Genomic DNA, 20,606 nt, shown 5'->3' on the forward strand with positions numbered 1-20,606 from the left:
TCTTGGAATAGCGCGTAAAAGCGACTCTGTTTCATGATGCCTTCAAGTGCACTATTGCGCATATCGGCAACACATATGTCACCGACGATTCCCCTATACCACGGCGCACGCACACCTGCTCCGGACAGCTTCTCCCACGCATGAGAACGTCGAAAGGCATCCCTGCGAGCCTCAATCTCTGAGGTGCTAGAGGTTACTCGCCCGAGATGCAACGATGGATCCTCCGAGAAAGTGTAGCAAGGCATTACCTCGCCCCCTGGAAAGATCGTTGTGAGGTTTGCTGCCGTGCAGGCGTGTTCATATGGAATTGCCTTTTCGCTCATCACGCCGTACACAAATCGCATAATGTTGTTGTCGTATAACCATTCCCTGTCTGGTGATACCCAACTTCTCGATGCTAAATTAATAATAGCAGCTACGGCCTTCTCGATTTGCTGTGTCACGCACTGAACAAAGTTCCCATTTGACGCCAATACGTCGTGCTCTGATGCAGAGCCGAGTGTTTCCAAGAACTGAACTTTTGTAAGCGGAGAAATTTGATTGAGATACTGGATTGTTTCCAAATATGAAATGCTGGCCCGAATATGGCGGTCATCAAAGACACCCACTACGGCAAATGGAAAGCCCGAATCGCGTAGAGTATTTGCATATATCGACGCCTTCTCATGGCTTCCACGTCCTTTCTTGTCGACACGCTCGGCGTCATGGATTTCGGCTGGGCCATCAATGCTCACCGAGACACTTACTCTGTACCGCCGCCACACTTCGAGGTGCTCCTTGGCTTGAAGTGTTCCGTTCGTGGTCACAGCGAAATGAACGTCTCGACCAAGCTCTGTCGAGACGAATTTACAAATGCTCTCGATCAGATCCATTCGGAGAGTAGGCTCGCCTCCGAAGAATTTGATAAAGTCGATGTCAGGGTAATTGTCAAATAGTTTAGCAATCTGACCTTTAACCAAATCGACGTTAGCGGTAGACAACTCAAGTCCAAAGGTGCCCTGTTTCGCAAGGCAATATGAACAGGAGAGATTACAGTTTTGTGTAATGATCAGGGCAATCCCTGGTGAGTGATGCCTGTGCAGTTTGTTGTTGCCAATACGCTCATGGATCTCCCTCCAAATTTCATCGCGAAGAGTTGGAAGCTCCTCCAAAGAAATTTCCGCGTGGGTGTTGGCACCCGGAAACTCGGGTATTTCGCAGTCATCCAAATCGTATAGGCGGCATAGCGCGGGAACGAACAATGCTCTTGATCTATCCGCCCGTATTACTACCGCTTGGTCATTAAGCGATAGCGGCATGAAACTGGACCCTGCACCTTTCGGAGATGGCTGTCTTCGCCCAATGAAATTGATAGGGTTTACGTTGGCGGTTCGCGAAGAATTTGGCACAGGCACCCCCATCAGTTGGACAGCGAACCTTTTGACCTAGACTACTTCCCACTGAGTGACTTTTTAAGTGCTCTAAATTTCACTCATTACATGGGGTAGTTTAATGCCAGCATACTAGCGCCGATGCTGGTATGCAAGTGCCGCCATGCGTCAAAATTGCGGCCATGGCCGAATGGTTTCCATTGTCGATCCATGCTATTGGCCATGGTTGCCAAACGACTGCGTGCGTATTGTGGGTCTGACGCCAATTGCCATGCTTGCCGGTTGGGCCGAGGTTTTGCAGTGCGCGGGCTAATCTCCAGCGCTCCCATGGTTGAGGAATTATTGCCGAGTGCGCCAGATCGAGAGATATTTCGCCCGATTCGTGAGAAAGCAAATCCTTCATCGTGCTTCCATCGGCCCGAAGAGGAATCGTCGTGTCCCACAGCAGCGTTTCGGGGCAGTTCGCCGGAGCCCGGTGCTCACGAGCGTCAAATAGTAATCCCTGAAGAATTTCAGCCTGAACTATCCGAGCCAGTGCTTGAGTCAGTCCTGCCAACGCCTTCGAGCCATGAGATTCAGCTGTGTCGATGTTCCACAGCAACGAACGCTATTTGTCTTTGATGGTGAGTTTTTCACTCGGAAATTTTTGTACAGGGATGCGTGCCCCTTGTTTGATGTCTTCTGGTTGCCCGATGTCTAATTCATCCATCAGGCGTGCAAGTGCTTTCAGTTTTTTGTCCATGGTTACGAGTTCCTTTTGAATATTTTTCTTTGTCCGATGGCCTAACCGTACCACTCGCAGCATTGCTGCTGGTGGCGCTGGCTAAGATTACTGACCGCTGCAGCGCAGGTTGCGGACACGTATTCCCAGCACGCTTGGCAAACTACATGATCGGCGCTAAGATCTGCGTCGGCCCGTGTTGCCTTGGCTCCAAGCGACCTCAAAACATATTCCGGCCTGGCATTAGCGCAGTGCGCATCGCGACCAGACTCAGGTTTTTGCAACACCCTATACTTGTCATTCGCCCTATGAGGCAGTGATTAAGCGCTTGGCTCTGTCTCGTATTTATGGAGCAATGACAATGTCAATTAATAACCACGATTCCGATATTGACTATACTGCCGCCGCAGCGGCACATCTACGCGCAGAAGCGAAAAAGCGCGGTATCCGCATTGGTTCGTCCCATGCTCACGCTATCGTCGCAGCACATCTTGGCTATAACAGCCGAGCCGCTCTACTTGCGCCAAATGCAGATCACTGTCTCGATGACCAATGGCTCGGGCAAGAGGAGCCTCACAAAGAGTTAATTAGCGATGCAATCGCGCGCATGCGTGATACGGAGCTGACGACGGCACAGGAGATGGTGGATTTTTTGGCTCTTACCATACAAGACGGCCTCACTCCCCCGTGTTGTATGACTGGCAGGCGCAGCTCTGACAACATTCCCCTCGGCGATGTGCAGCCGGGTGATGAACCGGAAGCGTGGGTTCATCCATCAGCTGCTCACGATTCTGATCAGTTCGGACACTGCCGCTGCTGTGGCAGCAGCGTTTTGTACCGCGTGGAGGACTTGGATTCGCAGGGGTTGTGTGAAGAGCACAAGGGCGAGTTCGACTGCGACGAGGAAGAGCAGAAGGACTGGGATGACCTGGTTGAATACCTCACCAAGGACAGCTGATTGTTTGGCTGTTTGCTGACTATTCACTTAACGGCGGGTTAATCCGCCGTTTTTTTATTGAATCCAAGTCATTGGCGACGTTTTCTCAGCTGGCCGCCGCAAACCGAAGGACCGCAACGGGGCGGCTACTGTCCCGACCCAGGACCTAACAGTAATGTGGCATAGAAGCCAGCCCAGTATTTTTATCCGTGTTCTAACCGCTTGGTTTCCGTGGTGGTTTCGAGGTACGTCATAAACCCATGCAGTTTATCGCTAGCAATGTCTGTTGTTGGGCTTTTTGTCGCCCCAAATCTAAACTGAGCCAACGACTGTTTAGGCAGACGGGGGCTGACCAGCCCAGTCCATTTTTGGGCCTTATCAACTATCAGCCAACAGATATTACTTCCTCCCAGTGCCCAGATTCATCCTCTCTGGCGCGCCAAACCAAAATGAAATGAGCCACTTCGATTGAAGTGGCTTTTTCATTTGTGCGCGCGATCCGGATGCTTTCGCGTCAACGACCCCGCTGGCAGCCATCTGCCGTGCCGGGCCGGACTCGGGAAGGGGCTACAGGACGGTCAGCCCCCTGCCGGAACAGATATTCCTTACATGTTGGGATAGGTCGGTCCTTCGCCGCCCTGCGGGACGACCCAGTTGATGTTCTGGGTCGGGTCCTTGATGTCGCAGGTCTTGCAGTGGACGCAGTTTTGCGCGTTGATCTGCAGGCGCGGCCGGCCTTCGTCCTGGCCGAGGATTTCATAGACGCCAGCCGGGCAGAAGCGCTGCTCCGGAGCGTCGTATTTGGCCAGGTTGACGCTGATCGGCACGCCGGCATCCTTCAGCTGCAGGTGGCAGGGCTGGTCTTCCTCATGGTTGGTGCTCGACAGGAAGACCGAGGACAGCCGGTCGAAGGTGAGCACGCCGTCCGGCTTCGGGTAATCGATCTTCGGGCACTCGCTGGCCGGCTTCAGCTTGGCGTGGTCGGGAATGCCGTGTTTCAGGGTCCACGGCGCCCGGCCTCTCAGCAGCAGTTGATCGATACCGAACATCAGCGAACCGAGCTTGAAGCCCTTGGCCATCCACGGCTTGAAATTACGCGCCTGGTAGAGTTCGTCGTACAGCCAGCTGTTCTTGAATGCTTCGGGATATTCGCTCAATTCGTCGCGCTGACGCTCCTGCTTCAAGGCACCAAAGCAGGCCTCCGCCGCCAGCGCGCCGGACTTGATCGCACAGTGCGAGCCCTTGATGCGTGCCGCGTTGAGGAAGCCGGCATCGTCGCCGACCAGCACGCCGCCCGGGAAAGTCAGCTTGGGCAGCGATTGCAGGCCGCCGGCGGTCAGCGCGCGGGCGCCATAGGCGATGCGCTTGCCGCCTTCGAGGAACTTGCGGATTTCCGGATGCGTCTTGTAGCGCTGGAACTCTTCGTAAGGGGAGAGATGGGGATTGCTGTAGCCGAGGCCGACCACGAAGCCGACGGCGACCTGGTTGTTTTCGAGGTGATAAAGGAAGCCGCCGCCATAGGTGTCGGGCTGCATCGGCCAGCCGCCGCTATGCACGACCAGGCCGAGCTGGTGTTTCTCGGGCGGGATTTCCCACAGCTCCTTGAGGCCGATGCCGTAGGTCTGAAAGTCGGCATTGGCATTGAGCGCGAATTTTTCGATGACCTGTTTGCCGAGATGGCCGCGACAGCCTTCGGCGAAGAAAGTGTATTTGCCGTGCAGTTCGATCCCCGGTTGGAAGCCGGGGCCTGCGCTGCCATCGTGCAGGCGGCCCATGTCGCCGGTGGCGACGCCCTTGACCGCCCCTTGCTCGTCGAACAGCACCTCGGCGCCGGCAAAGCCGGGGTAGATCTCGACGCCGAGTTCCTCCGCACGACTCCCCAGCCAGCGGCAGACGTTGCCGAGCGAGATGACGTAATTGCCTTCGTTGTGAAGGCAGGCGGGAATCAGCACATTCGGAATCCGGCTTGCCCCGTTTTCCGAAAAAACATAGACCCGGTCTTCGGAGACCGGCGCGTTGAGTGGCGCTCCCTCTTCCTGCCAGTTCGGGAAAAGTTCAGCGATCGCTCTCGGGTCCATCACCGCGCCGGAGAGAATGTGGGCGCCGATTTCGGCACCTTTCTCGATCAGGCAAACGGAGATTTCGGTTTCATTTTCTGCCGCCAGTTGCTTCAGCCGGATAGCCGATGCCAAACCGGCAGGGCCGCCGCCAACGATGACGACATCGAACTCCATGGATTCGCGTTCCATAGCTCTTCATCATAAAAAGTGGAAAAAAATGGTCCGGCATTTCTGCCGGACCGGAAGGCGTCGGTATGAGAGATCGGCTACCGGCGCACAGGAGAAACAATGCGGAAAAAAAGGCCGGCATTTCTGCCGGGCCTATCAACCAGCGCAAAAAAGCAGGCTGGACGCAAGGAAAATCAGACAACGGCAGTCAGCTGCGGCACCACCTCGAACAAATCCCCGACCAACCCGTAATCCGCGATCTGGAAGATCGGCGCATCGGGGTCCTTGTTGATGGCGACGATGACCTTGGAGTCCTTCATGCCGGCCAGGTGCTGGATGGCGCCGGAGATGCCGACCGCGATGTAAAGCTGCGGGGCGACGATCTTGCCGGTCTGGCCGACCTGGTAGTCGTTGGGCACGAAGCCGGCATCGACGGCGGCGCGGGAGGCGCCGAGCGCGGCGCCGAGCTTGTCGGCGAGCGGTTCGAGCAGCTTGTGGTAGTTCTCGCCGCTGCCCAGGCCGCGACCGCCGGAGACGATGATCTTGGCGGCCCCGAGTTCGGGACGCTCGGACTTGGTCAGTTCGCGGTTCTGGAGTTGGGTCTGCGCGGTGTCGGCCGCCGCGGCGATGGACTCGATGGCGGCGTTGCCGCCGGTGCCGACGGCGTCGAAGGCGGTGCTGCGCACGGTGATGACCTTGACCGCGTCGGCGCTCTTGACCGTGGCCAGGGCATTGCCGGCGTAGATCGGGCGGACGAAGGTGTCCGGGCTATCGACGCCGGAGATTTCGGAGATCTGGGCGACATCGAGCAAGGCGGCGACGCGCGGGGCGAGGTTCTTGCCGAAGGTGGTGGCCGGGGCGAGGATGTGGCTGTAGCCGGCGGCGTTGGCAATGACCAGGGCGGTCAGGTTCTCGGCGGTCTGGGCGGCGTAGTGCGCGGCATCGGCGACCTTGACGGTGGCGACGCCTTGCAGCTGGGCGGCTTGTTGCGCGGCGGCTGCGCAGCCGGATCCGGCGACGAGGACGTGGATGTCGCCACCGATCTTCTGGGCGGCGGCGACGGTGTTGAGGGTGGCGGCCTTGAGGGCGGCGTTGTCGTGTTCGGCAATGACGAGAATGGTCATGATCAGATCACCTTGGCTTCGTTCTTGAGCTTGTTCACCAGTTCGGCGACATCGGCGACCTTGACGCCGGCGCTGCGCTTGGCGGGTTCGGCGACCTTGAGGGTGGTCAGGCGCGGGGTGACGTCGATGCCGAGGTCGGCCGGCTTGACGGTGTCGAGCGGCTTCTTCTTGGCTTTCATGATGTTGGGCAGGGTGGCGTAGCGCGGCTCGTTGAGGCGCAGGTCGGTGGACACCACGGCCGGCAGGGTGATCTGCAGGGTCTCCAGGCCGCCGTCGATTTCGCGGGTGACGGTGGCTTTGCCATCAGCCAAAACGACCTTGGAGGCGAAGGTGGCTTGCGGCCAGTTCTGCAGGGCGGCGAGCATCTGGCCGGTCTGGTTGGCGTCGTCGTCGATGGCTTGCTTGCCGCAGATGACGAGTTGCGGTTGTTCCTTGTCGCACAGGGCTTTGAGGAGCTTGGCGACGGCCAGCGGTTGCAGCTCGACGTCGGTTTCGACGAGGATGCCGCGGTCGGCGCCGATGGCCATGGCGGTGCGCAGGGTTTCCTGGCAGGCGGCGACGCCGCAGGAGACGGCGATGACTTCGGTGGCGATGCCGGCTTCCTTCAGGCGCACGGCTTCTTCGACGGCAATTTCGTCGAAGGGGTTCATGCTCATCTTGACGTTGGCCAGATCAACGCCCGTGCCGTCCGCCTTCACGCGGACCTTGACGTTGTAGTCGATAACCCGTTTTACGGGGACCAGAATCTTCATGTTTGTCTATTTCTCGTTCTACTGTGTGAGGTGCTTCAAGTCACCTCGATCATCCGGATGCGCCCCGATCAGGTGCGATCGAATCGCATCCATGTCTGTCGTGCCGGTCTCGTCGCGTTAAAAGGTGCCCGGATAGGCGCCGCCGTCCAGCAGCAGATTCTGGCCGGTGATGAAGCCGGCCTGGCTGCCGCAGAGAAAGGCGCACATGGCGCCGAATTCGCTCGGGTCGCCAAAGCGTTTGGCCGGCGTGGCCTGCATTTGCTGCTGGCGGACCTGGGCAGCGTCGACACCCAGTTTCTGGGCATACGATGCGACGGTGGACTTCAGGCGATCGGTCTCGAAGGAGCCGGGCAGCAGATTGTTGATGGTGACGTTGTGGGCCACGGTCTCGCGCGCCAGTCCGGCGACGAAACCGGTCAGGCCGCTACGCGCGCCGTTGGAGAGGCCGAGAATGGAGATCGGCGCCTTGACGGCCGACGAGGTGATATTGACGATGCGGCCGAAACGGCGTTCCAGCATGCCGTCCACCACCGCCTTCATGAGAAAGATCGGCGTCAGCATGTTGGCATCCAGGGCCGCATACCATGCCTCTTGATCCCAGTTGCGGAAGTCGCCCGGAGGCGGGCCGCCGGCGTTGGTGACCAGGATGTCGGGGGCAGGGCAGGCGGCGAGCACCAGGGCGCGGCCTGCTTCGGTGGTGATGTCGGCGGCGACCGCTTGTACCGCGACGCCGGTCTGGCTGCGGATCTCTTCGGTGGTTGCCTCCAGATCGGCGGCGTTACGGGCGTTGATGACCAGGTCGACGCCTTCTTCGGCAAGGGCCAGGGCGCAGGCGCGCCCGAGGCCTTTGGAAGCGCCGCAGACGATGGCCTTGCGGCCTTTCAGGTTCAGATTCATGGTGGATTTATCCTTTGTAAGCGTGTGACTGGCGTCCCGGTTATGGAAAGCGTCAGATGCCCTCGACTGCGACGACGCGACCCGAGCTGCACTCGTCGCGAATGGCTTTCAGCCCCTGGTATACGTCGCTGAAGTAAAACGCCTCGAGCGCCTCCATGGAGGGGAATTCGAACAGCACGATCCGGCGCGGGGTCCAGTCACCTTCGAAGACCTTGTGGGCGCCGCCGCGAGCCAGGTATTTGCCGCCGCAGGACTCGATGACAGGCTTTACCTTGGTCATGAACTCCTGATAGCGCTGGAGATCGTATATTTCGACATCAAAAATAGCGTACGCACTCATTTGCTTTACCTCTCTTGTGTGAAAAACTTTGCAACCTAAAAAAAGCGCGCCGGATGGCCGGTTTGCTTGGCTCTCCCGCGGGTGACGCTGCCGCGTGAGTTACGTGCCGGTTTTGCCGGCGGCCAACTCGATGACATCCCGGTTGACCTCTTCGATGCGGTTGACACCGAGCAGCGCCATGCCGGCCCGGATCTCCTTGTGGAACAGGCCGAGCAGGCTGTCCAGCCCGGCTTCGCCGCCGCCGGCCATGGCCCAGATCCAGGGGCGGCCGATGAGTACGCCGCGGGCGCCGAGGGCGACGGCCTTGAGGACATCCAGCCCGTTGCGCACGCCGCCGTCGAGGTAGACCTCCATCTGCCCGCCCACGGCGTCGGCAATCGCCGGCAGCTTGCTGATGCTGGAGGCGACGGCATCCAGCTGGCGGGCGCCGTGGTTGGAAACGACCACGCCGTCGGCACCGACGTCGAGCGCAGCCTGCGCGTCGTCGACTTCCATGATGCCCTTGATGATCAGCTTGCCCGGCCAGATCGAGCGCAGCCAGGCGATGTCCTGCCAGGTCACGGTCGAGTCGACCTGCGAGTCGATGAAGGCCTTGTAGGCATTGAGATCGTCCGGGTCGGGAACGACGTCGCTGAGGTTGCCGATGCTGTGGGGCTTGCCCTTGATGCCGACATCCAGGACCCAGCGCGGGCTGGAGAGCAGCTGGGCCATTTTCGACAGCTTGCTCGGCAGGTTGGTGCCGACCATGCCGTTGCGGAAATCGCGCAGGCGCAATCCCAGCACGGCCAGGTCGACGGTGAATACCAGCGTGTCGCAGCCGGCGGCCCGGGCGCGGGCGAGCAGGGTCTCGACGATGCCACGGTCGCGCAGCATGTAGAGCTGGAACCAGAAGGGCTGGCCGATGGCAGCCTGGATCTCTTCCACCGGGCAGATGCCCAGGGTTGACGTGGTGAAGGGGATGCCGATGCGCTGGGCGGCGCGGGCGCCCTGGGTTTCGCCGCGCCGGGCGAACATGCCGGCCATGCCGACCGGGGCCAGCGCCACCGGCATCGCGGCCTGGTGGCCGGCGAGCACCGTGCTGCAGTCGACATGCTCGACATTCTTCATGACGCGCTGGATCAGCCGGTAATGCTCGAAGTCGCTGACGTTGTAGCGCAGCGTGCTTTCGCGGTTGGCGCCGCCGTCGATGTAGTCGAACAGGAAGCGCGGCAGGAAGCGCCGGGCACGAAGCCGGTAGTCCTCGACTGTCACCGGGTTTACGTTGAAGATGCTCATCGCTAGGACTTTGTCGGGAGATTAGTTGCAGCGGTCGAGCGGTGCGCCCTGCTGCAGGAAGTGGCCGATATTGGCGCAGACGCGACGCGCCATGTCCATGCGGCATTCGCCGGTTGCGCTGCCGATATGCGGCAGCAGGGTGACGTTGTCGAATTCCAGCAGCGCCGGCGTCACCTGCGGCTCGAATTCGAATACGTCCAGGCCGGCACCGCCCAGATGGCCGCTGCGCAGCGCGTCGACCAGCGCATTCTCATCGACCAGCGGGCCGCGTCCGACGTTGATCAGCACGGCGCCCGGTTTGAGCATGGCCAGGGTTGCCGCGTTCATCAGGTGGCGGGTCTGCTCGTTGAGGGTGCAGTTGAGCGAGACGATGTCGGCTTCGCGCAGCAGTTCCTCCAGGGTCGGGCAGAAATGGGCATCCAGTGCGGCGGCGGCCTCGGGGGAGGGTTTCGGGCCATGGTAGAGGATGGACATGTTGAAACCGCGCGCCCGCCGGGCGACGGCCTGGCCGATGGCGCCCAGGCCGACGATGCCCAGGCGCTTGCCGTGTACGCGCTGGCCCAGTTGCCCGGCGCCGGCTGCCCAGTTGCCAGCGCGCAGATGGCGCTCGCTGACGCTGAGCCGGCGGCAGGTAGCCAGCAGCAGTGCGAAGACGAGGTCGGCGGTATCCTCGGTGACGACCGGGGTGTTGCTGACGGCGATGCCGCGCCGGGTGGCGGCCGCCCGGTCGATGTTGTCGTAGCCGACGCCGATGTTGGCGATCAGCCCGAGGGAAGCCGGCAGGCGGTCGATCAACTCGGCCGACACGGGGTCGACCGCGGTGGAGACCAATATGTTGCCTTCCGGAATCCCGATGGTGGCGGGGTCGAGCAGGCGCACGTCGCCGAATTGCTGCAAGGCCGCCATCATGGGAGCGGGGAGTTGGCGGATGACCAGGATGATCGGTTTGCTCATGATTGCTGTTCTCTATTTATGGTGCATCTTGTCCGTGGGGACCGATGCGTCGCGCGGGGGCAAGCCGCGCGGCGCATTTGTCCCGGTCATGCCAATTGAGCACGAATCCGCTTCTTGTCGATCTTGCCGACGCTGGTGGTCGGAATCTCGGTGACGATCCTGACTTCCTTGGGAATCGCCCACTTGTTGATGGCGCCGCCGGCGACATATTGCTGCAGGTGGTCGACGATGCTCGCCGGGCTGCACTCGGCATTACGCGGAATGACCAGCGCGCAGGGGCGCTCGCCCCAGTGCTCGTCGGGGATGCCGATCACCGTGACGGCCTGGACGCCGGGGTGGGTGCTGATCATGCGTTCCAGCTCCAGCGACGAGATCCATTCGCCGCCGGTCTTGATGACGTCCTTGATCCGGTCCTTGATCTCGATGCAGCCGTCCGGGTGGATGCTGGCGACGTCGCCGGTGTGCAGCCAGCCCTTGGCCCACAGTTCCTCGCCCTTCTCCGGTTCGAAAAGATAGCTCTGGGTCAGCCAGGGGGCGCGGACGACCACTTCGCCGGAGATTCTGCCGTCGTGCGGCAGGGGGGCGCCGTTCGCATCCCAGATCTCGATGTCCACCAGGTCGCTGGGGATGCCGGCCTTGACGCGCCAGGCGACCTGTTCGGCGAAGGGCAGCTCGCGCTGCTCCCGGGTGATGCGGGTGATCGCCAGCAGCGGGCAGGTTTCCGACATGCCGTAGGCGCTGAAGACGTCGACGCCCAGCGCCATCGCCTGCTCGGCCTGGCCGGGCGTCAGCGCGCTGCCGCCGATGATCACTTTCCACTTCCTGAAGTCGGTGTTCGCCGCTTCGGCCGACTGCAGAACCATCTGCAGGATGGTCGGCACGCAGTGGGAGAAGGTGACCCCTTCCTCGCGGATCAGGCGGGCCAGCTTGTTGGGCTCGTAACGGCCGGGGTAGATCTGCTGGATGCCCATCATCGTCGCCGCATAGGGGATGCCCCAGGCATGGACGTGGAACATCGGGGTGATCGGCATGTAGATCCCGCCGTGGTCGAGCAGCGGGGCGTCGGCGTTGCGGGACAATAGGGTGTTGGTTATGTTCAGCGTGTGCAGCACCAGTTGCCGGTGGCTGAAATAGACCCCCTTGGGGTTGCCGGTCGTACCGGTGGTGTAGAAGGCGGTGGCCACCGAATTCTCGTCGAAGTCCGGGAAGTCGTAGTGCGGGTCGGCCTGCGCGAGCAGCGCCTCGTAGTCGCCGGCCGTCGCGAAGGAAGCGGCGGGCGGCGTTTCGGCATCGCTCAGTTGGATGTAGCCCTTGACGGTTGCGAGCTCACCCTTGATGCCGTCGACGATGGGCAGGAAATCGTCATGCACCAGCACCAGGTCGTCCTGGGCGTGGTTCATGGTGTACAGGATCTGCTGCGGCGAGAGGCGGATATTGACGGTATGCAGGACGGCCCCGATCATCGGAATGGCAAAGAAGCATTCCAGGTAGCGGTGGCTGTCCCAGTCCATGACCGCGACGGTGTCGCCGGGGCCGATGCCCTGCGCGCGCAGGACGTTGGCCAGGCGGCAGACCCGTTCGTTGAACTGCCGGTAGCTGAAGCGGTGCGTTCCCGAAACGATCTGGTTGCGGGTTTCCACGCGCTGCACCGAGGTCAGCAGACGTTTGATGAGCAGCGGGTAGGCGTAGGCCGAGTCGCTGGGCTTGAGGATTTTGGTGTTCATGTCGGTACCTGCCTCTCGGTGCGTATGTCAGAACGGCTTGGCCGGCATCGTCTTGGCGCCGGTCAGGGTCATCGCGATGCTGGCCAGGTAACCCTTGCCGACGCGGGTGATGCCGAGGTCGCCCAGTTCTTCGTGTTCCGACGGCAGGAATTCGAGCGTTGCAGTCCCCGCCAGCGCCTGGCCGGCGGCGACATCGGTCAGGATGTTCATCGAATGGGCGTGGGCCGGTGCGAGTTCCGGATCGATGCTCGGCAGGTAGCGGGTGTGAACCTGCGGCAGGGCCAGCAGCGGCGGCAACTGGGCCGGGCTGATCGCCTCGGTCAGCGTCACGCTGGCGCGCATCAGCAGGCGTCCCATGGCGGACAGGGTGCCGACGAAGGTGTTGCCGACTTCCCGTTTCGGGCCGCCGCGGCCCAGTGCCACCGCCTTGGTCATGTGGATTTCGCCGAGTTTCTTCGGGAAACCCTGGATCTGGCCACGGGAATGGGCGACTTCGTTGTCCACCCAGATGTAGGGAACACGGCCCGCCGGCCCGCCATCGGCCCGGGTCGGGACGACGATGAACGCTTCCTTGTACTGGCCGCGCCGCGGGTCGGCAAGCAGGCGCGGATCGCTGTCGGCCGCCGAACTCCAGTCGGCGAAGATGGCCAGGCACTGCGTGCTGTCGCCGACTTCCAGATCGTCCGGCAGCAGCGCGGCGATCTGTTCGCGGCTCATCTCGAATTCGACCGCGATGACTTCGCCCGAATAGTGCCAGGGCGGCGGCGTCAGCGTCGAAGCCAGGCCCTTGGGGGAAAACGGTAAGCTCCAGCCATTCATCTTGTTTGTCTCCTAGTCTTCTTGGGTAGGGACGGCCCGGGTTGCCCGGATGCTTGCCGGTTTGCCGTAGCGCTCACCGGATTTCATCGAGACAGCCTGTCGACCGTGATCGATGTCGATTGCAACACCGGGTGCGCAAAACTCTTATCCCCCGTTCGGGGGGAGCCTGGAATCGATCTTGGCGTCCCCCGCCGGAGGCAGTGGGCGTGGCGCGTTATGTCAAGCCGCGGCCGCCTTTTGTCAAGCCTTGCCGACCGGGCAGGAGCTACGGTAGCGCTTGGTGTACTCCCCCCCGACAACATGAGGCGTCCGTCGCGGACCCAAGAACAGAGCCGAGGTTTTCATGACAAATTCAGCACTCAAAGCAGCAACCGAAACGAGCCGTATCGACAGCGTGTTCGACCGGCAGCGCAGCGCCTCGCGGCGCGATCCCTATCCCGCCTATGGCGAGCGGATCGCCCGCCTCGAAAAACTCGAAAAGATCCTGGACGACAACCAGGCGGCGATTTGCCAGGCGGTGAACAAGGATTACGGCAATCGCTCCGCGCAGGAGACGCGGCTGCTCGAAATCTCCATTCTGCTCGCCAGCATCGGCGACACGAAGAAACAGCTGAAAAAGTGGATGAAGCCGGAGAAGCGCCACGTCGGCCTGGCTTTCTTCGGCGCCAAAAACACGGTCATTCCGCAGCCGAAAGGGGTGATCGGCGTCGTCTCGCCGTGGAACTATCCGCTGCAACTCGCCCTGGGGCCGGCCATCCAGGCGCTGGCCGCGGGCAACCGGGTGATCATCAAGATGGCCGCCAACTCGCAGCACCTGTGCGTGCTGCTCGACCAGCTGGTGACGCAGGAATTCGACGACGAGGTACTGGCCGTCATTCCCGGCGTCTCGGCCGGGGACTTTACCCGCCGCCCCTGGGACCATCTGGTGTTCACCGGCTCCCCGGGCACCGGCAAGGTGGTGATGGAAACCGCCGCCCAGTACCTGACGCCGGTGACCCTCGAACTCGGCGGCAAGTCGCCGACCATCGTCGCCGACGATTTCGACCTGCGTACGGCGGCCGAGCGCATCATGTACGGCAAGCTGATCAATGCCGGGCAAACCTGCACGGCGCCGGACTACCTGTTCCTGCCCCGCGCCAAGGTGGACGCCTTCGTCGCCCATGCCAAGGCTATCGTGGCGGAGCGCTACGGCTCGGCCGATTCGAAGGATTTCACGTCGATCATCGACGGCAAGGCTTTCGAACGCGTCTGCCACACCCTGGAAGATGCCAGCGCCAAGGGCGCGCGGACCGTTAACCTGGCGCCGGGCGGGGCGGCCAACAAGTTCACCCGCAAGGTGCCGCCGCACATCGTCCTCGACGTGCAGGACGACATGGCGATCATGCAGGACGAGATTTTCGGCCCGCTGCTGCCGATCAAGCCCTACGACAGCCTCGACGAGGTGATCGGCTACATCAACGCCAACGAACGGCCGCTCGCGCTCTACCTGTTCACCAACAGCCAGGCCGTCCAGGACAAGGTGATCTACCAGACCATCTCGGGCGGCGTTTCGGTCAACGACACGCTGCTGCACGTGGCGCAGCACGACATGCCTTTCGGTGGCATCGGCAACAGCGGCATGGGGCATTACCACGGCAAGGAAGGCTTCCTGGAGTTTTCCAAGCTGCGCCCCGTTTTCAAGCAGGCCAGGCGTTCCGGCATCCTGATGCTGGCGCCGCCCTACGGCCCGCGCTTCGAGAAACTGATCGGCCTGATGATCAAGTTCCGTCTCTGAGCCCAACTCACCGGAGAAAATGACATGACGCGGATTTTCGGATCTCCCGGCCGCTACGTTCAGGCGGCCGGTCTCATCGACCACGCCGCCGGCCATATCGGCAAGCTCGGCGCCCGGCGGGTGGCCATCCTCTGCTCGTCCCGCAGCCAGCGCAACGAGGCGCGCCGGCTGGTGGACAGCCTGCACACCGCCGGCATCGCCATCGTCATCGCCACCTTTGGCGGCGAATGCTCGCGCCAGGAAATCGAGAAACAGGTCGCCTGGGTAAAGGCGCAAGCGCCCATCGACGTGCTGATCGCACTGGGCGGGGGCAAGACGCTGGATGCCGGCAAGTCGATCGCCCACCGCCTGGCCGTGCCGGTGGTGGTGATGCCGACGCTGGCCTCCAACGATGCGCCCTGTACGGCGCTGTCGGTGCTCTACACACCGGAAGGGGCCACCGAGTCCTTCGAGGTGTTCGATCAGGGCCCGGCCCTGGTGTTGGTCGATACCGACATCATCGCCCAGGCACCGACCCGCTTTCTCGTCGCCGGGATCGGCGATGCGATGTCGACCTGGTACGAGGCGCGTGCCTGCCAGCAGAACCCCGCGGGCATCACCCTCCTCGGCGCCCGACCCGGGCTGGCAGGGCTCGCGCTGGCCGAAGCCTGCGCCCGGACCTTGTTCGAGCATGGCGTCGAGGCCGTCGCCGCAGTCGAGGCCAAGCGGGTGAATGCCGCCCTCGAACAGGTTGTGGACGCCAATACCCTCCTCAGCGGCCTCGGGGCCGAGAGCGGCGGCGTCGCGGCGGCCCACGCCGTGGCGCAGGCCTTCACGCTGCTGGAGGAAGTCGATCGCAACTACCTGCACGGCGAAATGGTGGCCTTCGGTCTGCTCACCCAACTCATGCTGGAAGCGGAGCGGGACGAGGCGGGGCGGGTCTGCAGCTTGTTCGCGCAGGTCGGCTTGCCGGTGACGCTGGCGCAGCTCGGCATTGCCGAAGCCGATGCGGCAGCCCTGGATACCGTGGTGGCGGCGACGATCGACTTCCCGTTCATCGGCAACATGCCGTTTGCCGTGACGGCGGATGCGGTACGCCGCGCCTTGCTCGAAGCCGACGTGCTGGGGCAGGCGATTATCGCCGTGCTCGGCGACATCCCGTACCGCGCCCTGCATTCCTGAAACGCTTGAATGGCCGCCCCGATGCCGAACCTCGGGTTCCCGTCGGGGCGTGTCGCAGCAAGCAAGCCGATTGGCGCTGGAGGAAACAAGGAATGATCGACTGCTACCTGGAGACGGGCCGCCAGCCCGGTCTCTCCGTCGAGCCTGCCGAGGGCTTTGTCGAGGTCCATGACGAGCCGGGCCATTACCACCGTTTCGAAAACGCCCATGTGCGGGTCTACGACGTACGTTTTCCGCCGGGAGCGAGTTCGCTGTATCACCGCCACAGCGTCAACACGATGTATGTGGCGATCCATGACTGCCGCGTCTACGACCAGGCCTTCGCGCAGCAGGACGGCGTGACGCACGCGCTTTCGGCGGGGATGTGCGGCTGCCGCCCGCACGGCCGCGAACCGCTGATCCATCGGGTACGTAACGACGGAACGGGGTTGATGCAGATGATCGGCGCCGAGCACCGAAAATCGCCCCCGGTGCTTGCCGACAGGCTGCTGGCTGCCCCGTTTCACACCGCGCTCGACGACCCGTTCCACGGGGAGTCGATCCGTTTCTACCGGATCGACTTGCCGCCGGGCGAGAGTACCGGGCTGGTCGACTACAATTTTTCGGGCTTGCTGGTATCGCTCAGCGACGCCACGCTGGCCGTCGGCGACGGCCGCTCCACCCAGGTGACCGGCTTCGCGCCCGGCGCCTTCGTCTGGCATGACGGGCCGATCCGGCGCCAGCTGAGCAATGTCGGGAAAACCCGTTTCCGTGCCGTGCTGGGGGAGTGGCGCTGATATGGATGCTGAAGCCTCATCCCCTCATCGGGGGGGGGCTTGTTCGATCTCCCAAAAAGCAATGATTCCGGTCACACGCCCATTTCCAATGACCAAGCCGCGATAGCGCAACTGGAAGAGGTGTTTCAGCGCCAGTGCCAGGCCTAGCTGAACGCCCCCAACCCCAGCCTGGAGGAGCGCCGCGACATGCTGCTGCGCATCCCGGTCTGGCGATGAGCAATGCCAAGTGTCCGGCTTGACGGTGTAGTACTGCTTGCCGAAGAAGTTGTAGCCGTACACCAGCATTCCGTTCTCCGCATAGAGCGCGAGCCCCGCGGCACGGCCGCCAATCTCCAGCAGAACGCCGTCGGCCGGTTTGTCCGCAGCGGTCTCGGCATAGGCGTCGATGCGATGGTCGCGTTGATAGATCTGGGGGGCGAGCCTTCCAGCAGGCGGTTCGCGTTGGCTGCGTAAGTGAATTTGGTCCCGCCGCGGGTGAGCGACGGGCGTTCGGGATTGAACACCCGTTCGACGAAGTGGTCGTTGGTTTCGCCACCCATGAAGCCGTAGAAACGCTCGAAACCCAAACTGGTAAAAAACGGGAGGTGGCGGACAGGATACGGCGACGCGTCTTCCCGGGAGCCGATCAGTCGAGTATCTCGCGATCCTGCACGCCACCCTTGTCGGCGCTGGTCGCAAGCAAGGCATAGGCCTTGAGCGCCAGGCTGACGCGGGGGGAACGATAGTCGGGGATGGCGGGTTTCTTAATCGATATACAGGTTGACGTCGCCGAAGCCGTTGTCGAAGCGGGCGGTCACCTGGTCGCCGGCCTGGACGGGCAGGGCGCGCACGAAGGAACCCGAGATGACGACGTCGCCCGGTTCGAAGGCGACGCCGAATTCCGACAGCTTGTTGGCCAGCCAGGCGATGGCGGTGACCGGGTTGCCGAGCACGGCGGAGGACTTGCCGGATTCGCGCAGCTCGCCGTTGATGAGCAGCTGGCCGCCGATATTGCGGATGTCGATATCGTCGAGGCGCACCGGATTGCCGCCGAGCACGACACCGCCCACTGCCGCCAGGTCGGCGACGGTATCGCGCACGTTCATGCCTGGGGCGCGGGCGACGCGGAAATCGACCACTTCGATCGCCGGCAGGACGAAATCGGTGGCCCGGATCACGTCGGCCGCATTCACGCCCGGCCCTTGCAGGCGCTCCTTCATGACGAAGGCGATCTCGATTTCGACCAGCGGGTCGCAATAATCCTGGCGGCGGACATGGGCCTCCTCGGCGATGAACATGTGGTCCAGCATGGCGCTGTAGTCGGGTTCGCTGCTACCGACCATCTCCTGCATGACCTTGGAGGTGAGGCCGATCTTGTAGCCCTTGACCTTGCGGCCATCGGCCTTGAAATGGTCGACGACCAGCTCCTGGATGCGGTAGGCATCCTCCATGTCGATTTCGGGGTGGGCTTTGCTGAGCAGGGGGAGCTGTTTCGTCTCCTGGAAGCCGGTGAAGATCTGTTGGGCAATGGCGGCGCGTGTTTCTTGATTGAGCATGAGAGTCTCCAGGTAAAGGTTGGGTTTTCGTTCAGGCCTGGTGCAGCAGGGCATGCATCGCCCGGTCGGCCATGACCATGATGGGGATCATCGTGTGCGTCGCGGCGGTGGTCGGCATGACCGAGCCGTCGACGACGTAAATGTTGTCCAGGTTGTGCAGCTTGAGGTTCTGGTCGACGACGCCGACATCGGCATTGAGGCCGATGCGGCAACTGCCCTGGACGTGGGCGGAGGTCAGCGCCACCATTCCCGGTGCCACCGGGAACTCGTCGATCTTGGCGAACTGGTCGCGGTTGGTGATCGACGGGTAGACGGTACTGTTGAAGGTGACGCGGCGGGCGCCCGCTTCGAACATGAGCTCGGCAGCCGTTTTCATCGCCTTGCGGAAGCGCTGGACCCATTCCGCTTTCGGCGTGTATTGGATCTTCGGCTTGACCTTGCCGTCCGCTCCCCATTCCCAGTCCATGGTCCCGGTCGGCTGGTCGGGAACCAGCAGGGCCGTGAACTGGGTATGGGGGTATTCGCTCATCAGCCGCTTGTGTTCCTTGCCGATTGTTTTGCCAAAGCCGGCGAGTATTCCGGGCAGGCCGCCCACGCCCTCCATGCGGAAGCCGCCGAGGCCGTGGCTGGCGCGGTTGTCGTCGAATTCGCTGACATAGCAGGACTGCGGGGCGCCGCGCCAGGAAGTCATCTTGTCGCTCGCGTCGAAATGGGCGGCGAGGCCGATCTGCGGTTGCAGCGAGATGTTGCGCCCCAGTTGCGGCAGCCCCTTGTCGAATCCCGAGCGCTTGAGAATGGCCGGGGTATGGACGGTGCCGGCGGCCAGGACGATGCGGACGGCGTCGATTTCGACCGGCAGGCGATAGGCGCGGCTGCCCCGTTCGACGACGCTGGCGTGAATGCGGTACCGACCGGTGGACAGCCGTTCGATGCGGTCGACGCGCATGTCGGTATAAATCTGCGCGCCGAGTTCGGAGGCACGGGGCAGGTAGGTCAGGTTGGTGCCCTGCTTGGCGTCGTAGGCGCACCCGGAGTAGCAGTAGCCGCTACCGACGCAGCCCTTGCGGTTGGAATCGAACACCCCTGTCTTGTAACCGAGCCGCCGGGCTGTCTGCAGCAACACGCTGTTGTTGCGGTTGAGGAGGTGTTCCTCCAGGCGATGGACGTTCAAATCCTTGTAAACCCGTGAGTAGGAAGCGGCCAGGCTCTCTTCGGTTAGCGTGCCGAGGCCGAAATGTTGCTGCCAGTGGTGCAGCACTTCGGGTTCGATCGGCGTCGCGTCGGCGGTGTTGATCAGCGTCGAGCCGCCGAAGGCGGAGCCCTGCCAGACATAGATCATGCCGTCGGTGGTCGTTTGCCGGCCGGCCGAGCGGTAGAGGGCGGGCATCATGTCCTCTTCACGCTGGTTGAAGTCCTTGGCCTGGAAGTAGCCGCCTTCCTCGATGACGACGGTGTCCACGCCGGCGGCCGCCAGGTGGTACGCGGCGACGCCGCCGCCGGCCCCCGATCCGATGACGACGGAGTGGGTTTTGAGCTTCAGTGCGGCGGTGATTTCGTGACCTTGGGTAATCATGTCAGGCATCCGCTTTCAGGGAAGGATTGGCTTGCTGGATCAAGGGGCCGTCGTAGCCGATCTGTTTCCAGCCGGCTTCGTGGGTGTAGAAGTAGAAAAGACACAGGCCGCGGATGGCGGTGAATACCGTGTTGGTCAGCGGCGACGCGCCATTCATGGCGAGCAGCGTCTTTTCCTTGCTGGCCGAATCCAGCCGGGAAAATGCTTTCTTTTCACCGATCAGCTCCGGCGCCTTGTGTTCGATGAACAACAGGGCGCCGCTGATGCCCTGGATCAGTTCCTTGTCGTCGGGGGCGGTGTAGCGGTCGATCCGGGCCGCCAGGTCGATGGAGCTGGCGCCCGGCGTTTCGTCGGTGGGAATGATCGCGTCGCTGACCACCGACAGCAGGCGATAGTCGTCGGCCGAGAGGGCGTGGAGCGTCTTCGGCGGCGGGGTCGATTTGCTGGCGGGAGTATTCGCCGCGGCCTGCAGGAGGGCAGGCGAAAAAGCCGCGGCCAAAGCCAGTACGCTCCTTTGGATGAACAGGCGGCGGGTGGCCGCCGGCAGTGAATGGTCTTGTCTCATGGTTCGGCCTTGTTTTCTATTGGTGGTGCAGCAAACGATGCGCTGGCAAGGGCTCTTTGACGGGTGTGGCGCTTAACACCT

20 protein-coding genes are annotated in these 20,606 nt (G+C 62.3%); 4 read left to right on the forward strand and 16 right to left on the reverse strand.

The window, feature by feature from the left end; all coding sequences use genetic code 11:
* From Q0P59_RS13595 to Q0P59_RS13600, 3 genes are all read right to left on the reverse strand, one after another.
* On the reverse strand, positions 1–1,298 hold a 1,298-nt coding region (locus Q0P59_RS13595), incomplete at its 3' end, for a radical SAM protein (RefSeq protein WP_295007140.1).
* Positions 1,299–1,488: 190 nt separating this feature from the next.
* On the reverse strand, positions 1,489–1,971 hold the full coding sequence (locus Q0P59_RS19685; protein ID WP_366090801.1) for a DUF6710 family protein: 483 nt from the start codon (positions 1,969–1,971) through the stop codon (positions 1,489–1,491).
* A 6-nt stretch (positions 1,972–1,977) separates the two neighbouring features.
* Positions 1,978–2,112 carry a hypothetical protein gene (locus tag Q0P59_RS13600; RefSeq protein ID WP_295007142.1) on the reverse strand — a complete coding sequence of 45 codons (135 nt, stop codon included), beginning with the start codon at positions 2,110–2,112 and terminating at the stop codon, positions 1,978–1,980.
* A 340-nt stretch (positions 2,113–2,452) separates the two neighbouring features.
* On the opposite strand from Q0P59_RS13600, the gene Q0P59_RS13605 reads away from it, so the two are divergent.
* Complete coding sequence (locus Q0P59_RS13605) at positions 2,453–3,049, forward strand: hypothetical protein (protein WP_295007144.1); 597 nt, start codon at positions 2,453–2,455, stop codon at positions 3,047–3,049.
* A 584-nt stretch (positions 3,050–3,633) separates the two neighbouring features.
* Here Q0P59_RS13605 and Q0P59_RS13610 read toward each other — a convergent pair.
* The 9 genes from Q0P59_RS13610 to Q0P59_RS13650 form a co-directional block, all read right to left on the reverse strand.
* On the reverse strand, positions 3,634–5,277 hold the full coding sequence (locus tag Q0P59_RS13610; protein WP_295007146.1) for an electron transfer flavoprotein-ubiquinone oxidoreductase: 1,644 nt from the start codon (positions 5,275–5,277) through the stop codon (positions 3,634–3,636).
* 173 nt (positions 5,278–5,450) lie between these two features.
* Positions 5,451–6,380, reverse strand: a complete 930-nt coding sequence (locus tag Q0P59_RS13615) for an FAD-binding protein (RefSeq protein ID WP_295007148.1) — start codon at positions 6,378–6,380, stop codon at positions 5,451–5,453.
* 2 nt (positions 6,381–6,382) lie between these two features.
* The gene (locus Q0P59_RS13620; RefSeq protein WP_295007150.1) at positions 6,383–7,132 is read right to left on the reverse strand and encodes an electron transfer flavoprotein subunit beta/FixA family protein; all 750 of its coding nucleotides are present in this window, start codon (positions 7,130–7,132) and stop codon (positions 6,383–6,385) included.
* 117 nt (positions 7,133–7,249) lie between these two features.
* Positions 7,250–8,029 (reverse strand): SDR family oxidoreductase, encoded by a 780-nt coding sequence (locus Q0P59_RS13625; protein ID WP_295007152.1) that lies wholly within the window; start codon positions 8,027–8,029, stop codon positions 7,250–7,252.
* A 52-nt stretch (positions 8,030–8,081) separates the two neighbouring features.
* The gene (locus tag Q0P59_RS13630; protein WP_295007154.1) at positions 8,082–8,369 is read right to left on the reverse strand and encodes a DUF1330 domain-containing protein; all 288 of its coding nucleotides are present in this window, start codon (positions 8,367–8,369) and stop codon (positions 8,082–8,084) included.
* 99 nt (positions 8,370–8,468) lie between these two features.
* Positions 8,469–9,644: an L-lactate dehydrogenase gene (locus Q0P59_RS13635; RefSeq protein ID WP_295007156.1), complete on the reverse strand. Its 1,176-nt coding sequence runs from the start codon at positions 9,642–9,644 to the stop codon at positions 8,469–8,471.
* A gap of 21 nt (positions 9,645–9,665) precedes the next feature.
* On the reverse strand, positions 9,666–10,598 hold the full coding sequence (locus Q0P59_RS13640) for a D-glycerate dehydrogenase (protein WP_295007158.1): 933 nt from the start codon (positions 10,596–10,598) through the stop codon (positions 9,666–9,668).
* An 86-nt stretch (positions 10,599–10,684) separates the two neighbouring features.
* Entirely contained in the window at positions 10,685–12,322 is a 1,638-nt protein-coding gene (locus Q0P59_RS13645; RefSeq protein WP_295007160.1) for a fatty acid--CoA ligase, read from the reverse strand.
* 27 nt (positions 12,323–12,349) lie between these two features.
* Positions 12,350–13,141: an acetoacetate decarboxylase family protein gene (locus Q0P59_RS13650; RefSeq protein ID WP_295007162.1), complete on the reverse strand. Its 792-nt coding sequence runs from the start codon at positions 13,139–13,141 to the stop codon at positions 12,350–12,352.
* Between the two features lie 343 nt (positions 13,142–13,484).
* Between Q0P59_RS13650 and Q0P59_RS13655 the strand changes: the two genes are divergently transcribed.
* The 3 genes from Q0P59_RS13655 to Q0P59_RS13665 all read left to right on the forward strand — a co-directional run bounded on the left by Q0P59_RS13655 (position 13,485) and on the right by Q0P59_RS13665 (position 16,852).
* A complete protein-coding gene (locus Q0P59_RS13655; RefSeq protein ID WP_295007164.1) occupies positions 13,485–14,915 on the forward strand; it encodes a coniferyl aldehyde dehydrogenase in 1,431 nt (476 codons plus the stop codon).
* A gap of 24 nt (positions 14,916–14,939) precedes the next feature.
* Positions 14,940–16,076: a glycerol dehydrogenase gene (locus Q0P59_RS13660; protein ID WP_295007166.1), complete on the forward strand. Its 1,137-nt coding sequence runs from the start codon at positions 14,940–14,942 to the stop codon at positions 16,074–16,076.
* 92 nt (positions 16,077–16,168) lie between these two features.
* Positions 16,169–16,852: a hypothetical protein gene (locus Q0P59_RS13665; RefSeq protein WP_295007168.1), complete on the forward strand. Its 684-nt coding sequence runs from the start codon at positions 16,169–16,171 to the stop codon at positions 16,850–16,852.
* A 24-nt stretch (positions 16,853–16,876) separates the two neighbouring features.
* On the opposite strand, the gene Q0P59_RS13670 is transcribed toward Q0P59_RS13665, so the two are convergent.
* The 4 genes from Q0P59_RS13670 to Q0P59_RS13685 all read right to left on the reverse strand — a co-directional run bounded on the left by Q0P59_RS13670 (position 16,877) and on the right by Q0P59_RS13685 (position 20,525).
* Positions 16,877–17,137, reverse strand: a complete 261-nt coding sequence (locus Q0P59_RS13670) for a hypothetical protein (RefSeq protein WP_295007170.1) — start codon at positions 17,135–17,137, stop codon at positions 16,877–16,879.
* A 458-nt stretch (positions 17,138–17,595) separates the two neighbouring features.
* Complete coding sequence (locus tag Q0P59_RS13675; RefSeq protein WP_295007172.1) at positions 17,596–18,387, reverse strand: fumarylacetoacetate hydrolase family protein; 792 nt, start codon at positions 18,385–18,387, stop codon at positions 17,596–17,598.
* Between the two features lie 31 nt (positions 18,388–18,418).
* A complete protein-coding gene (locus Q0P59_RS13680; protein WP_295007174.1) occupies positions 18,419–19,960 on the reverse strand; it encodes a GMC family oxidoreductase N-terminal domain-containing protein in 1,542 nt (513 codons plus the stop codon).
* A gap of 1 nt (position 19,961) precedes the next feature.
* Positions 19,962–20,525, reverse strand: coding sequence for a gluconate 2-dehydrogenase subunit 3 family protein (locus Q0P59_RS13685; protein ID WP_295007176.1), 564 nt, complete (start codon positions 20,523–20,525; stop codon positions 19,962–19,964).
* Between the last annotated feature and the right edge of the window lie 81 nt (positions 20,526–20,606).

It is taken from the genome of uncultured Dechloromonas sp. (assembly GCF_945957265.1).
GTDB lineage: Bacteria > Pseudomonadota > Gammaproteobacteria > Burkholderiales > Rhodocyclaceae > Azonexus.

Bases quoted from the DNA above. Each gene is read 5' to 3' on its own strand.
- Q0P59_RS13615 (WP_295007148.1), bottom strand. From the start codon at position 6,380: ATGACCATTCTCGTCATTGCCGAACACGACAACGCCGCCCTCAAGGCC.
- Q0P59_RS13610 (WP_295007146.1), bottom strand. From the start codon at position 5,277: ATGGAACGCGAATCCATGGAGTTCGATGTCGTCATCGTTGGCGGCGGC.
- Q0P59_RS13630 (WP_295007154.1), bottom strand. From the start codon at position 8,369: ATGAGTGCGTACGCTATTTTTGATGTCGAAATATACGATCTCCAGCGC.
- Q0P59_RS13640 (WP_295007158.1), bottom strand. From the start codon at position 10,598: ATGAGCAAACCGATCATCCTGGTCATCCGCCAACTCCCCGCTCCCATG.
- Q0P59_RS13670 (WP_295007170.1), bottom strand. From the start codon at position 17,137: ATGCTGGTGTACGGCTACAACTTCTTCGGCAAGCAGTACTACACCGTC.
- Q0P59_RS13645 (WP_295007160.1), bottom strand. From the start codon at position 12,322: ATGAACACCAAAATCCTCAAGCCCAGCGACTCGGCCTACGCCTACCCG.
- Q0P59_RS13600 (WP_295007142.1), bottom strand. From the start codon at position 2,112: ATGGACAAAAAACTGAAAGCACTTGCACGCCTGATGGATGAATTAGAC.
- Q0P59_RS13660 (WP_295007166.1), top strand. From the start codon at position 14,940: ATGACGCGGATTTTCGGATCTCCCGGCCGCTACGTTCAGGCGGCCGGT.
- Q0P59_RS13605 (WP_295007144.1), top strand. From the start codon at position 2,453: ATGTCAATTAATAACCACGATTCCGATATTGACTATACTGCCGCCGCA.
- Q0P59_RS13680 (WP_295007174.1), bottom strand. From the start codon at position 19,960: ATGATTACCCAAGGTCACGAAATCACCGCCGCACTGAAGCTCAAAACC.
- Q0P59_RS13655 (WP_295007164.1), top strand. From the start codon at position 13,485: ATGACAAATTCAGCACTCAAAGCAGCAACCGAAACGAGCCGTATCGAC.
- Q0P59_RS13650 (WP_295007162.1), bottom strand. From the start codon at position 13,141: ATGAATGGCTGGAGCTTACCGTTTTCCCCCAAGGGCCTGGCTTCGACG.
- Q0P59_RS13635 (WP_295007156.1), bottom strand. From the start codon at position 9,644: ATGAGCATCTTCAACGTAAACCCGGTGACAGTCGAGGACTACCGGCTT.
- Q0P59_RS13625 (WP_295007152.1), bottom strand. From the start codon at position 8,029: ATGAATCTGAACCTGAAAGGCCGCAAGGCCATCGTCTGCGGCGCTTCC.
- Q0P59_RS13665 (WP_295007168.1), top strand. From the start codon at position 16,169: ATGATCGACTGCTACCTGGAGACGGGCCGCCAGCCCGGTCTCTCCGTC.
- Q0P59_RS13685 (WP_295007176.1), bottom strand. From the start codon at position 20,525: ATGAGACAAGACCATTCACTGCCGGCGGCCACCCGCCGCCTGTTCATC.
- Q0P59_RS13620 (WP_295007150.1), bottom strand. From the start codon at position 7,132: ATGAAGATTCTGGTCCCCGTAAAACGGGTTATCGACTACAACGTCAAG.
- Q0P59_RS13675 (WP_295007172.1), bottom strand. From the start codon at position 18,387: ATGCTCAATCAAGAAACACGCGCCGCCATTGCCCAACAGATCTTCACC.